Origin of the sequence: Microbacterium sp. I2 (assembly GCF_051364985.1) — a bacterium.
In the GTDB taxonomy this organism is placed as follows: Bacteria; Actinomycetota; Actinomycetes; order Actinomycetales; family Microbacteriaceae; genus Microbacterium.
The window spans coordinates 16,171-30,135 of the sequence record NZ_JBLWIH010000028.1; the positions used below are offsets into that span (position 1 = coordinate 16,171).

The following is a 13,965-nucleotide window of genomic DNA, read 5'->3' on the forward strand; positions in this document are numbered from 1 at the left end:
TGGCAACAACTACTCGAGCGGTGGGTCGGTCGACCATCCCCTTGGATAGACACGCGGATGTCGTTACCAAGGGGCGGCCCGGTCGGCGAGGACGGCTGTCGAAGCGGCCGGACGCGATCCTCGTCATCGCGATCGCCTGGCTGTCCCTACTGATACTCGCGAGCGTCTTCGCGGACGTGCTACCGATCGCGAACCCGACTCTTCCTGACTACGACAATCTGGGCGGATCGCCGTCGCTGGCACATCCGCTCGGCGGGGACTATCTGGGGCGTGACATCCTCTCCCGGGTGATCTACGGGGCCCGCATCGATCTGGTGCTGGGCTTCTGCGCAGTCATGATCAGTGTCCTCATAGGGAGTGCCCTCGGCGTGATTGCTGGATACCGCGGAGGGTACTTCTCGCGGGTGGTGATGGTCATAACCGACGTGATCCTGGCCTTTCCTGCGCTGGTGTTCATCATCGCGATCGTTGCCGTGTTCGGCTCCAGTCTCCTCATCCTGATTCTGGCGTTGGGCTTGCTGGGCATCCCGAGCTTCATCCGGATCGCGCGGGCCCACACTATGGTGCTGCGCAAGCGGGAGTTCGTCATGGCTGCGCGAGCATACGGCGCCAAGCCGGTACGCATCGTCCTGCGAGAAATCGTGCCTAGCCTGGTGCTGCCGATCGCGGCGTATGCGTTCGTGATCATCGGCGTATTCATCGTCGCGGCCGGTGCGCTGAGTTTTCTCGGCTTGGGCGTGCCGCCTCCGACACCGACGTGGGGCAGCATGATCGCCGAGGGAAGAGCCGACCTGATCATCCATCCCCATGCCGCACTCATCCCTGCTGCGGTGATGTTCTTGACGGTGCTATCGGCGAACATCATCGGCCAGCATCTGCAGGGCCGGGTCGATATTAGGGAGACGGTTCTGTGAGCGATGACATAAAGACCGGATCGATGTTTCTTCACGCCGATGACGTTTCGGTTCGATTCACGACGGCGAAAGGTACGATCACGGCGGTCGACGGTGCCTCTTTCTCTCTTGCGCAGGGAGAAGGTCTGGGAGTTGTCGGCGAGACGGGTTCGGGAAAGACCATTCTCACCCGAAGGGTCATGGGCCTGGTGGGGCCGGGCCGCAATACCGTGCTCTCCGGGAAAGTCACGATGGACGGCACAGAGCTGACACGATTGAGCCCGAAGCAGCTGAGGGAATACTGGGGCAAAGAGATCGCAGTGATCCTGCAGGACCCGATGACATCTCTGAATCCAGTGCGGCGTGTCGGTAGTCAGCTCATGGAGTCCGTGCGCTACGGCAACCGGTTGAGTCGGAACGAGGCGCGCAAGCGCGCGATCGAGTTGTTCCGCTCGGTCGGTCTACCCGATGCGGAGCGTCAGCTCCGCAGGTTCCCGCACGAACTGTCCGGCGGAATGAGGCAGAGGGTGGCCATCGCCATCGCTCTCGCATCGGAGCCCCGCGTCCTGCTGGCTGATGAGCCAACGACGGCGTTGGACGTCACGGTTGCCGCCAGGATCCTTGACCTGCTGAGAACAAAACAGCGTGAGGCGGGCATGACGATGATCCTGGTGAGCCATGATCTCCGGGCGGTACGCGGACGAACAGACCGGGCCATCGTCATGTATGCAGGGCAAATCGTCGAGTCCGCGGCAACCTCGGCGTTGTTCGCTGACCCGAAGGTCCCGTACAGTCGTGCGTTGCTGGACTCCGTGCCGCCTCGCTCCGGCCCGAACCATCTCCGGCTCCAGGCTGTTCCCGGAAAGCCGCCGGACCCGATCAACCCCCCTCGAGGCTGTCGGTTCAGCCCGAGATGCCCCTACGCGCAGGAGAAGTGCGTAGCCGAGGCGCCGCCATTGATGGCGACTAAGGAAGGCGACCGCCTCTATCGATGCTGGTTCCCGCTCGGGACCCCCGAGGGCGAGAAGGCGCGCAAGATCAATCTGGAACGAGGGAGGACGGCGACAGGGCTCCCGCTCGTCCCGAACGAGGGGGTGCATCACTGATGGCAGGATCAGGACACGCAAGTTTGAGAAACCCTGCGGACGAGGACATTCCGTTGCAGGTCAAGGACCTGGTGGTGGAGTTCAACGTCGGGCGAGGCCGGACGGTCCACGCAGTGTCCGGCATCAGCTTCGACATCGCTCGAGGAGAGACCCTGGGACTCGTCGGAGAGTCAGGTTGCGGCAAATCCACGACAGCGCGGGCGCTTGCCGGACTCCTCAAATCGAAGTCCGGTTCGATCACCTTCGAAGGGCAGGAGCTGACGAGTCTCGCGCCTGAGGAGCTGCGATCGATCCGGCCTCGTATGCAGGTCGTGTTCCAGGACCCGATCTCCTCGCTGAACCCGAGGAGGCGAGTGAGGGACATCGTCGGGGACCCCCTTCGGGTGTGGGGAAGAAAGGACGCGGGAGGCGAGCTGGTGTCCCGTTCCCTCGAAGCCGTCGGCCTCGATCCCGATCTCGTCGGGGATCGTCTGGCGCATCAGCTCTCGGGCGGCCAGTGCCAGAGGGTATCGATAGCGCGCGCCTTGATCCTGTCACCGGAGCTCCTGATCTGCGACGAGCCAGTCTCCGCTTTGGACGTGTCGGTGCAAGCGCAGGTGCTGAATCTGCTCGAGGACCTCAAGTCGAAGTTTCAACTCACGATGGTGTTCGTCTCACACGACCTGGCCGTGGTCAGGAATGTGACGGACCGTACGGCGGTCATGTACCTGGGCAAGCTGTGCGAGATTCTACCGTCGGTGGAGCTCTTCGAGTCCCCGATGCATCCGTACACGGTTCTGCTCGCCAATGCCTCCGACGACTCGCCGGACAGCGCGGGGATCGAGGTGAAGACGGACGAGATGCCGTCGGTGATGGCACCGCCGAGCGGATGCCGCTTTCGTACGAGATGTCCGTATGCATCGAGCATCTGCGCGGAGGAGGAGCCGATGCTCCGGGAACTGGGGCCAGGGCATTTCGTCGCGTGCCATCACCCGGTGACAATGCCCCGGACCATCCCTGTCAGAGCGGTGGAAGCCGTGGCGTCGTGATGAGAAATCCCCGCAGTCGCCACTCGATCGATTTTTCGGAGGTCGTCCCGCTTTGGTCAGCATGATGCAAGGAACTACAGAGTTCATCGCTCCCCGCGTGACGCTGTCCGGTCGCGGGGCGACGGCGAGACTCGGAGACTATCTCGTCCCACGGGGGTCCACGGCGAGACACGTCCTGGTGGTCGTCGACGACCATCTGCGCGACAACGAGGCCTATCTGCAGCTCGAGCGCAGCCTCAGGCATGCCGAGCTCAGCCCGACGGTGGTAGGGGGGCTCGGCACGGAACCTGACGATGGGCGCATCAACGAGGCAGCCGACCGTGCACGGGGCGTCGACTACGCATGTGTCATTGGTGTCGGGGGCGGGTCTGTGATGGATGCCGCCAAGATGCTCGCTGTCCTCGTGCGGAACGGCGGGGGAGCGGCCGATTGGGTAGGACCGATCGACCCGCCCGGAGGCATCGCCCCGCTGGCGTTCGTGCCCTCCACGTGCGGAACGGGAGCAGAAGTGACTCGTGCCGCGATGGTGACAGTGGGAGGCGCGAAGAGGATCTCAGTGTCGTCGCGGTATCCGGGCGAACACGTCGTCCTCGACCCGGGGATCCTCGACGGGCTCCCGGCAGAGGTGATTGCCTCAACAGCGATGGACGCGCTCGCCCATGCTGCAGAGGCGATGATGTCGAAGGATCGTTCCTGGAGCACCGTACGGAATTCGGTGAGCGCGATTGAGAGCCTGGTAGCGAATATCGAGGCGGCAGTCCGCGGGGATCGCGACGCGCTTGAGGAGTGCTTCTACGCCTCACATTCCGCGGGACTCGCTTTGAATGCCGGCGTGCAGTTGGGGCATTCGATCGCCTATTGCATCGCCAATGTTGTCCACGTGCCGCACGGGATCGCCTCCGGACTGGCGCTTCCCTACTGCATCGCTTACAACTCGCGTGCGCTGGACGGCTCGAGCACGGGGAAGGTCTTCTCCCGTGCGGTTACCGGGGGTCTCAGCGAAACTTTGTCCGACGCCAGCGCAAGCCTAGACGGCCTGCTTTCGCGCTTGTCCATGCCGAGATCGCTTTCCGACCTGGGGATATCGGCGAGTGTCGCGCAAGACATGGCCGACATCTGCATCAGGGAGTATCCGCGCCCCGCCAATCCGGCACCTCTGGTGTTGGCTTCGGTTCGAGGCCTTTTCGCCGCGATGCACGCCGGGGACCTGCAGGCGGCCTTTTCAGCGAGCCCTCGCGTGGGTGACGGAGCATGATGCGCGCCCGCCAGAACGGAGATGACTTGAGTTCGCAACGGATAAGTCATATCAAGCAGCTGCTGGATCCCTCGAGCATCGCGGTTGTAGGAGCGTCCAACGACGCAGAGAAGATCGGAGGCCGTCCCCTGCAGATCCTGTCCCAGCGCGGATACAAGGGACGGCTCTACCCCGTGAACCCCAAGTACGAGACGATCCAGGGCAGGCCTGCATACGCGGACATCTCTGACCTGCCTTCCGACGTCGAGATGTACATCTTTTGCGTGCCCGCACAGGCCACCGTCGAACTGGTGGAGAAGGCTGCTGCGCACGGAGCGAAGGCGGGCGTGATACTAAGCGGCGGGTTCGCCGAGGTAGGTCCTGAGGGAGTGCGGCTGCAGGAGAGGCTACGGCGGATCGCGAACGAGCACGATCTGGCATTGCTCGGCCCCAACAGTCTGGGTTTGGCGTCCTTCACGAACCGGGTATGCGCGACGTTCGCGACCACCCTCAGCACGATGCCGTCCATCGAGCCGGGAGATGTCGCCTTGCTGTCGCAGAGCGGCGGGACCGCCTTCAACCTCTTCACCGAATCGTATTGGGCGGGCGCGCGGTTCTCGCACGTCATCGCGTCGGGAAACGAGGCGGGACTCGCCTTCGCCGATTACCTGTCGTTCCTGGCGACCGATGACGCCACGCAGTCCGTGGTGGGCTACCTGGAGGGCGTCAGCGATGGCGGTGAACTCGCCGCCGCCCTCGAGGCGCTACGGGCAGCGGGCAAACCGGTGTACCTGTTGAAGGCTGGCGTCTCCGAGCACGGTCGCCGCTCGGTTGCCTCTCATACCGCCCAGTTTGCGGGTGACGACTCGGCCTACAGCGCGCTTTTCGACCGCACGGGTGTTGTACGGCTGGAGAGCATGGACGACCTGGTCGACGTCTCGCGTGCACTCACCGTCTATCCGCGAACGGATCGTCTCGCGGTGGGCACGAACTCAGGTGGCGCGACGGCATACATCTCAGATGCGTGCGACCGTTTCGGGGTGCGCTTGGCGGATCTCTCTTCGGAGACCGGAGCGGCATTGGGGGCGCGCCTGCCGGCATTCGCTGGATTGAGCAATCCCGTCGACTTCACCCCGCAAGTCATCACAGATCATGAGATCCTCGCCGACACGTTGCAGACGTTGGATGCCGATCCCGATGTGGATGGTCTACTCGTCTTCCTCGGCAGCATGGAGTACTTGCACGAAGGGCTGATCGACGTGCTCGTGCGCACCCGCCCGACGCTTCGCAACCCACTCTCGGTCGCCTGGCTGGGGGTCAGCGACGAGGTGAGGGCGAAGGCGGCGCGAGCCGGGCTGGCGGTCTCCGGGGATCCCATGCGAATCGTGCGCGGCATAGGTATGGTTCAGCGTGGCCGGAAACGACAGGCTGGCGGGATCGCCGTGATCGAGCCGGAAGATGCCCCGGTCGACGTGTCGGGGGTGCAGATCCCTGACACCTCCCACCTGGACGAGGCCGCCGCGACCTCGCTTCTGGCTCAGTTGGGAACCCGTGTGCCGGCGGGCATCGAGATCAGCAGCGAGCAGGATGCCGTCGCGGCGGCTGAGAGCATCGGATATCCGGTCTTCCTGAAGCTCGTCGAGCCGTTCATCGCGCACCGGGCACGGGTCGGCGCCATCGTCGGCGGCATCCAGGATTCCACTCAGCTCGCCGAGGCCCATCAGCGACTGGTCAATTCGTTCGGTATGAGCCGAGGGATCGTCGTGGAAGAGATCCCGGCCGGCCCGGACCTGATGGTCGGTGTAATGAGCGACCGCACGTTCGGGACGCGGGCCGTACTCGGTGCGGGGGGGATTTGGGCCAACGAGATCGGTGACCTTCGCACGATCATCCCTCCCTACGATGCCCCCTCTCTCCAACGCGAGCTGGTCAAGCTGAGGATCTTCCCGCAGATTAAGGCAGCGGCGGTTGATAGCGCGGCCTTGGCCCAGGACCTCTCACGCATCTTCCGTCGGCTGGATGCTCTCGTGAGATCCGGATCGCTCACCGAGTTCGAATGCAACCCGGTGCGCATCGTGGACGGGGAAGCCATCGTCCTGGACGCGCTCGCTTTCCAAGGAGGTGACTCCTCATGACCGACACTACGCGGCACGCCGAAGGGCTCGACATCGTGACCGCCGTCGGCCATGCGAATGCCGAACGCATAGAATTCCGCGGGCACGACCTCGTCGACGATCTTATGGGCGTCGTCGGCTACTCGGAGCTCCTGCTCCTCGCCGTCACGGGTCGTTCTCCGCGCCCCGAGCATGTGCGCGTCGCGGATGCCGTCCTCGTGTGTCTGGCCGACCACGGGATGCAGCCCAGCGCGCTGAGCGCCCGGCTCACGTACTTCTCCGCACCGGACGCCGTGCAGGGCGCGCTCGCGGCCGGGATTCTTGGCGCGGGTAGCTCTCTGCTCGGCTCCATGGAGCAGGCGGGCCAGCTGCTCGACAGAATCGCGGTCGTGGTAGAGGGTGGCGCACCGGAGGACGAGGCGGTCCGCGGCTGCGTGGCCTCGGTCCTGTCCGAGGGAGGGAAGATACCCGGATTCGGGCATCGCCTGCATCGCGCAGGTGATCCGCGCGCCGCCCGGCTTCTGCGCGTGGCGAGGGAGAACAACGTCGCGTCTGACCAGGCGCGGCGTCTGGAGCTGGTGGGCCAGTCCGTGGGCGACCGCACAGGCCGCACGCTGCACGTCAACGCGACGGGGGCCGCTGCGGCCTTGCTACTAGGGATTGGCGTGCCATGGCAACTGCATCGCGGATTCTCAGTCGCCAGCCGGATCGTGGGCCTCTTGGCGCATATCGGCGAGGAGATGACGAACCCAGTGACGCCCGCCGTCCGTGACGCTCTCCGGAGCGCGAGCTGGCTTGTAGAGGACGAATGATGGTGAGAGTGCTTAACCCTATGCACGATCCGACCGAGCTCATCGGACGCTCGACCTCCTGGGAGCGCTTCGACTGCGATCGATGGCGGTCGGAACGCGTCCGTATGTCATCGGGGTTGGAGGCACCGAGATATATGCCGATCGGCACCGGAGCGGAGCTCGTGCCCCCGTCGTTTCTCAGTGCCCAATATGTCGATGCATTCGCGCTCGCGATACCCGATTCTCCCGTTCGACTGAATGGCGGGAACAGCTGCCGTTGGCATGCGGATGTACGAGTCGGCGACGCCCTGGAACGGCAGTCGTCCGTCGCCGGGGCAAGGCGCAAGCAGGGACGCAGTGGGACCTTGGACATCTTCGATATCGCCACCGTGTACCGGCGGATCGAAACCGGGCAGGAGGTGGCGACGCTCGGCTACACCGCAATCAGAAGCTATCCGGCCGCCCACGACGGCGTCCGAGCGCCGAAAAGGCAGAATGCCGTTCCGGATAACGCCCCGCTCGTGCTCTCCACCACGGCGAGTCCGAGGCAGGTAGTCACTTACGCGGTCGCGACGGACGATCTCTATGAAGCGCATTACGACGCTGACTATGCGCGGGAAAGGGAATTCGACGGGCCGATCCTGCATGGACTTCTGAAAATGGCGTGGTTCGCGCGGGCTGCGCTCCAGGTGGCAGGGCCGGACTATGTCGTGCAAGAGATCACGTCCACCTATCTGGGCACCGATCTGGTGCGGGACGAGTTCTTGGTCTCCGTCCGGACGTCTGGACCCGGCGACGCGGATGCGCCCGACCGATTGTGTCTCGAGATCTTCGGTGGAGCGAGGCGAGGCCACTATTCCACAATCGGGAGCGCGGTTCTCAGAAACGACGGCTCATTCGCCGGAGGGTGAGAAAGGTGAGGCGCTACGCGTGTGGTCAGGGTCCAGGTATTTGGTAATGAAATCGAACGAGATGGAATGTATATGAGACGACGTGAAATCGATAAGGACTTGTTGCCGGCTGGCGAGGGGCAGACGCTGCTCATCGACGGCGAGTGGAGGAGGTCCCGTGAGCTTTTCGACGTCCGCGATCCAGCGACTCTGGAGGTGATCGGCTCGGCGGCCGATGGGGCGGTCGACGAAGCCCGCGCGGCGGGAGAGAGTGCCGTCGCCGCATTCGACGGATGGCGAGGGCTGGCGGCGGAGGAGCGTTCCGCTCGCCTCAGGCGCGGGTTGGACGCAATCCGCGAGCGATCGGAGTCGCTTGCGCGCCTACTCTCCCTCGAGAATGGCAAGCCGGTCCGTGAAGCCCGCGGTGAGATCCTGCGCGGCGCGGCGATGCTCGAGTGGGGCATTGAGGAGGGCCGGCGGGTGTACGGGAGAGTGACGCCGTCCTCGTCGGGTACGCGCGGCGTTGTGCTGGTGTCGCCCGTCGGCCCCGCGCTCGTGATCACGCCCTGGAACTTTCCCGCGAGCATGCTCATGCGGAAGATGGGTCTCTCGCTGTCGGCCGGCTCGCCTGTTATTGCGAAGCCGGCCGAGCAAACCCCGCTTATCGCGGTCGCGATCGCGAAGATCCTGAACGAGTTCCTGCCTGCCGGTGTGGTGAATGTCGTGACCACGTCGCGGCCGGGCGAGGTCGTTGACGAGCTGATGAAGAACCCGCGTATTCGCAAGGTGACTTTCACGGGGTCTACCGAGGTCGGACTGCGGCTGTTGCGCACGCCGACCTCGATCCTGAAGAGGGTCTCCCTGGAACTGGGCGGGCACACCCCGGCGATCGTCTTCGCAGACGCGGATGTGGAGGCGGCGATCGACAGCATCATGATGGCGAAGTTCTCAAACGCGGGACAAAGCTGCATCTCGATCAACAGGTTATTCGTGCACTCCGATGTGCGCGACGCAGTCGTCGCGGGCCTGCGCGCGCGGATTGGTCGTCTGCAGATCGGTCACGGTTTCGAGGAAGAAACGTCCATCGGTCCCCTGATCGACGCCAACGGTCTGGAAAAGGTGGAGCGTCACGTCGCCGATGCGCGGGCACGTGGCGCCGAGGTTCTCATTGGGGGTTCGCGGTGGCACCCGGACGACGACACGCTGCGCGGCGAATTCTTCGAGCCGACGCTGCTGGCCGGAGTCGACGAGAGCATGATCATCAGCAAGGAAGAGACATTCGGCCCGGTCCTTCCGGTCTTCGAGTTCACCGACGACGATGACGTCATCGCGCAGGCGAACAACACGACATACGGTCTCTCGGCCTATCTCTTCGGCACAGACTTCGATGTTCTCTGGGACGCGATGGAACGGCTCGAGTTCGGCGTCATTGGCGTCAACGAGGTCATGCCCAACCGACCGGAGTTGCCGTTCGGAGGATTCAAGAACAGTGGGCAGGGCCGTGAGGGCGGGAGCGAAGGAATCGAGGACTATGTGGAAACAAAGGCAGTCGCAATAAGGGTCGGGCGTGGACGCGTCATGTGATTCATGCCATCCATCAGAACCATTTCCAGTTGAGAAAGAATCAGGAGTTGATATGAGCACGAAGCCCCGAGCAATAATGGCCGTAACGATGGCGGTCAAGCCGGAGAACGATGAGGAGTTCAACCGCTGGTACAACGAAGAGCATGTGCCTGAGCGACTCGAATGTCCCGGTTTTGTTGTCGCGCGAAGGTTTAAGGCGGTTGAGGGTGAGTTCGAGCACCAGGAAGCACTGAACTATCTCGCTATCTATGAGCTTGAATCCCTTGACACGCTCAAGGGGGAGCTGTACATGACGCGCGCTGCAAATCACACGGAATGGACCAAGCGGATCGGCCAGTTGCGTCTGGGAGGCCAGCGCTATGTATACGAAGAGATACCCATCACGAGTTGACCTGGACGAGAGGCCGTGCCGATGACTACGGAGCTTCTGCTTCTCCCGGGAGTCACGCAGGATGCTCGTGTGTGGCAATGGATGAATTTGCCGCCCGCGCGGGCCTGGGTGTACCCGGGACACGGCGACCGGGAACGCGCCCAGGGCGGACTGACGCTGGAAGGCGTGGCCGACGAAATATGGTCCGCCGTGTCGGGACAAGTGGATGTCGTTGGCGTGGCATTCGGCGGAGTGATCGCCCAGTACCTCGCCTTGCGGCATCCCGAATCGGTCAGGTCGATGGTGCTTGCGTGCACGACCGCGGCGTCAGAGGACGGTCAGCGGATGAGATCGAACGCGGAGGAGATGCGCACACGGGGAATGGGCCCGTACATCGAACCGGCGATCGGCCGATGGTTTCGCCGGAGCGCGCGAGAACGCGTGCCCGACGCCGTCGCACACATCGAGAACACGATGCAGGAGTTCTCTGCGGATGCTTATGCGGACGTGATCGCTGCGATGTCGGAGCACGACACTCGGAGCCGATTATCACGTATCGATCGGCCGGCCACCCTCGTGAAGGGTGAGCAGGATCGAGTCGGCGAAGGAGCCATCGATGCATTGCATGCCGAACTGCCCCACAGCCGCATATTCAGTATTCCGGGAGCGCATATGGTTCACGTCGATAATCCTGGCGGTTTCTCAGCGGTGATTCGTGACCATCTTGCGTGGGTGGACAATGGTGCACCCCTGGGGAAAGAAGTTGGGATAGATGCCAGGTACTAGCTAAATCAGTTTGGGCTGGGTTTGGTCCCGACGACCAGTGGTACTTGAGATCAGTTGGACGTCACAATCGAGCAGTGCTGCGCGTTGCGAGGAAGTGTCGCGCAGTTTTGAGCGGAGGAGATAGATTTGTCACCCCTTTCTGGTATTCGGGTTGTTGATTTAACACAATATGAGGCAGGGACTTCGTGTACGCAGAGCCTGGCATGGCTCGGTGCGGAGGTCATCAAGATCGAGTCGCCTCGGTATGGAGAGCAGGGGCGCATATCCTCTCGCGACATCCCGGGCATTGATTCGCCATACTTCTTGCTGCTGAACGCGAATAAACAGAGTGTCGCCCTGGACCTGAAAAGCGAGCAGGGAAAGAAGATCATAAGGAAACTGATCGAGACTGCCGACGTCTTTGTGGAGAACTTCGGACCAGGGTCGATTGAGCGCCTGGGGCTGAGCTACGACGATGTTGCGGCCATAAACCCTCGCATCATCTACGGCACAATCAAGGGCTACGACCCGGAGGGTCCTTATGGCTCCTACCTTTCAATGGATCCGATCGGGCAGGCGATGGGCGGTTCGATCGCGATCACTGGTCTTCCGGACGGGACGCCGGTGCGTCCTGGACCGACTATGGCTGATACGGGAAGCGGCCTGCATCTCACGATCGGTATCCTCGCTGCCCTCAGGGAGCGGGATACCAGCGGGGAAGGCCAGAAAGTGTCCGTATCCATGCAGGAAGCGATGATCAACTTCTGTCGCATTTCGTATTCTCGGACGATATCGGCCGGTGATCGCCCTGTTGAACGCGCCGGCAGCGGTATGGGCCTGAAGGCGGCTCCGGCGCGTCTCTACGTCTGCAAGCCAGGTGGACCGAACGACTATATATATGTGTATGCGTCGAGGACGCCCCAGAGTCGGCATTGGGACCGCATTCTGGAGACTATCGGTCGAGAGGATCTGAAGGGCGACCCACGCTTCGCGACGGCAGAGAGCCGCTGGGAACACAGGGAGATCGTCGATGGGATGATCTCGGAGTGGACTGGGCAGCGTACGAAGATCGAGGCGGTTCATGCTCTCGCGGGTGCGGGGGTTCCGGCCGGTGCTGTCATGAATCCTGCAGAACTCGCCGAAGATCCGCATTTGAACTCCAACGGCGCGTTCGTCAAGGTGTCCCGTCCGGACCGCGGCGAATACAAGATGCCCGGGTGGCCGGTGAAGATGTCTCGCTGGAAGCCCGCGATCGTAGCCGCACCCACTCTGGGGGCTAATACTCGCGAGGTCCTGTCGACCCTCGCGGATGTCACCGACGCTGAGTTGGACCAGCTCGAGTCCGACGGAGTGATCTAAGGGCGGCTTCCACGCTGCCGAATGCCGTTCGGGACGCGAGCGGTTAGCGATGCGTGCTGTGAGCGCGCGGAGACGAAGGTACTGATGAGTGGTAATGACATGGTGAGCGGATACGAGCTGGTCGCTGAGACGGTTCGTGCATACGGTATTGACGACTGCTACTTCTTGATGGGCGGCCCAACCATCGATCTCGCCAACGAGATGGAGCGTTTGGGCACACGTATGGTAGACGTCCGACACGAGCAGGCTGCGGTGATGATGGCACACTCGTCGGCGATCCTCACGCAACGGGTCGCATTGGCGATGTGTTGTTCAGGGCCCGGTTTCACGAACACGCTGACGGGCATTGCGAATGCCTATGCCGACGGCGTGCCCGTCGTCGTTCTCGGCGGATCATCGAGAATGTCGGACTACGGTCGCGGAGGCTTTCAAGAGCTGGATCAAGTGAGATTGGCCGAGCCGGTGACGACATGGTCTGTGAGGGTCCAGGAAACGCGCCGGATCCCGGACATACTCAGCAAGGCCTTTGCGCGCGCGCTGGGTCCATCGTCGGGACCCGTGTACGTCGATCTGCCGGGTGACGTGCTGTATGGAAAGGTGTCACGCGAAGACGTTCTCCCGGTGTCAGCGTATACAGTCGACGGTCCCCTGAGGTCAATGGCGGATGCTGACGCGGTGAGAGAGGCGGCCGAACTGATCGCCGCCGCGGAGCGTCCGGTCGTGATCGCCGGGAACGGAGCGCTCTGGTCCGAAGCGGGTGACGTGCTGCAGAAGTGGTTGAACGACACTGGCATCCCGGTATATGTGATGCCCCAGGCGCGCGGATTGATCCCTGAAGACCACGAATTCGCGTTCCTCGAGGCCCGGTCCAGTGCGTTCAGGGAAGCTGATCTCGTCATCGTCGCCGGCGCGCCGCTCAACTATGCGACGAGTCGGATACAGCCTCCGCGTTTCAAGCCTGATGTCAAGGTCGTGCAGATCGACAATTCTGCGAGCGAGCTTGGAAGCAGCCGTCACATCGATGTCCCCCTCTTGGGTGATGTGCGTTCGGTCATCTCGCAGCTTCACGACGCCTACCGCAGCACCGGTAAGAATCCGAGGCATGAAGATTGGACGAATCGACTCAAGAGCGTCACCGAGGAGAAGCGTTCGCGGGCCGAGCAGGCCGATTTCGACGCCAGCTCGGCGATGCATCCGATCGAGCTGTGCCGGGTTGTTCGCGATTTTCTCGACAGAGATGCGATCTTGTGCGTGGACGGACAGGAGATTCTGACCTACGCGCGGCAGACGATCCCGACTTTCTATCCAGGTCACAGGCTCAACTCGGGGACTCTGGGCACGATGGGCGTCGGACTTCCGTTCGGGGTCGGCGCGAAGGCGACGCGCCCGGACAAGCAGGTCGTCGTGCTTCACGGTGATGGATCGTTCGGCATGAACGCCATGGAGTTCGACACCGCAGTGCGGCACAACCTCCCGGTGATCACCGTCATCAGCAACAACGGCGGATGGACTGCAACCGATCGATACAAGGCGGGCCGAGAGCTTGGGTACTCTCGATACGATCTCATGGCCGAGGCGCTGGGTGGTCATGGTGAGTTCGTCGAGAAGATCGAAGACCTACTCCCTGCTCTCACCCGAGCCGCAGAAAGCGGTGTGCCGTCGGTTGTGAACGTCATCACCGATAAGACGGCGCGGGCGACGACTATGCAGTTCACCCGAGATGCGACGTGACCGAGACGGGCGCCATCCGATGACGATGTGAGCGTCGTCCAATCCGTGAGATGCAGCGCATCGCGCCGTTTGACGGCGTCACCGCGCTTCCCCGCGCGAA

General features: G+C 62.9%; 12 protein-coding genes. All 12 read left to right on the forward strand.

The genetic code is table 11. The features are described from left to right. The first annotated feature begins 20 nt into the window (after positions 1-20). The 12 genes from ACLKM7_RS19495 to ACLKM7_RS19550 all read left to right on the forward strand — a co-directional run bounded on the left by ACLKM7_RS19495 (position 21) and on the right by ACLKM7_RS19550 (position 13,865). On the forward strand, positions 21-914 hold the full coding sequence (locus ACLKM7_RS19495) for an ABC transporter permease (RefSeq protein ID WP_436448963.1): 894 nt from the start codon (positions 21-23) through the stop codon (positions 912-914). Beyond that, entirely contained in the window at positions 911-1,999 is a 1,089-nt protein-coding gene (locus ACLKM7_RS19500) for an ABC transporter ATP-binding protein (RefSeq protein ID WP_436448964.1), read from the forward strand. Before ACLKM7_RS19495 ends, ACLKM7_RS19500 begins: the two co-directional genes overlap by 4 nt. 53 nt (positions 2,000-2,052) lie before the next feature. Continuing rightward, positions 2,053-3,027, forward strand: coding sequence for an ABC transporter ATP-binding protein (locus tag ACLKM7_RS19505; protein ID WP_436448965.1), 975 nt, complete (start codon positions 2,053-2,055; stop codon positions 3,025-3,027). 64 nt (positions 3,028-3,091) lie between these two features. Next, on the forward strand, positions 3,092-4,282 hold the full coding sequence (locus ACLKM7_RS19510) for an iron-containing alcohol dehydrogenase family protein (protein ID WP_436449000.1): 1,191 nt from the start codon (positions 3,092-3,094) through the stop codon (positions 4,280-4,282). After that, positions 4,279-6,396, forward strand: coding sequence for an acetate--CoA ligase family protein (locus ACLKM7_RS19515; RefSeq protein WP_436448966.1), 2,118 nt, complete (start codon positions 4,279-4,281; stop codon positions 6,394-6,396). Before ACLKM7_RS19510 ends, ACLKM7_RS19515 begins: the two co-directional genes overlap by 4 nt. Then, positions 6,393-7,187 carry a citryl-CoA lyase gene (locus ACLKM7_RS19520; RefSeq protein ID WP_436448967.1) on the forward strand — a complete coding sequence of 265 codons (795 nt, stop codon included), beginning with the start codon at positions 6,393-6,395 and terminating at the stop codon, positions 7,185-7,187. The genes ACLKM7_RS19515 and ACLKM7_RS19520 overlap by 4 nt, the downstream gene beginning before the upstream one ends. Before the next feature lie 134 nt (positions 7,188-7,321). Beyond that, positions 7,322-8,077 (forward strand): FAS1-like dehydratase domain-containing protein, encoded by a 756-nt coding sequence (locus ACLKM7_RS19525; protein WP_436448968.1) that lies wholly within the window; start codon positions 7,322-7,324, stop codon positions 8,075-8,077. Between the two features lie 72 nt (positions 8,078-8,149). After that, entirely contained in the window at positions 8,150-9,640 is a 1,491-nt protein-coding gene (locus ACLKM7_RS19530; protein WP_436448969.1) for an NAD-dependent succinate-semialdehyde dehydrogenase, read from the forward strand. Between the two features lie 52 nt (positions 9,641-9,692). Next, on the forward strand, positions 9,693-10,031 hold the full coding sequence (locus ACLKM7_RS19535; RefSeq protein WP_436448970.1) for a DUF4286 family protein: 339 nt from the start codon (positions 9,693-9,695) through the stop codon (positions 10,029-10,031). Positions 10,032-10,052: 21 nt separating this feature from the next. Continuing rightward, entirely contained in the window at positions 10,053-10,796 is a 744-nt protein-coding gene (locus ACLKM7_RS19540; protein ID WP_436448971.1) for an alpha/beta fold hydrolase, read from the forward strand. Between the two features lie 126 nt (positions 10,797-10,922). Next, complete coding sequence (locus tag ACLKM7_RS19545) at positions 10,923-12,134, forward strand: CaiB/BaiF CoA transferase family protein (RefSeq protein WP_436448972.1); 1,212 nt, start codon at positions 10,923-10,925, stop codon at positions 12,132-12,134. An 84-nt stretch (positions 12,135-12,218) separates the two neighbouring features. Then, positions 12,219-13,865, forward strand: coding sequence for a thiamine pyrophosphate-binding protein (locus ACLKM7_RS19550; protein ID WP_436448973.1), 1,647 nt, complete (start codon positions 12,219-12,221; stop codon positions 13,863-13,865). The last annotated feature ends 100 nt before the right edge of the window (positions 13,866-13,965 follow it).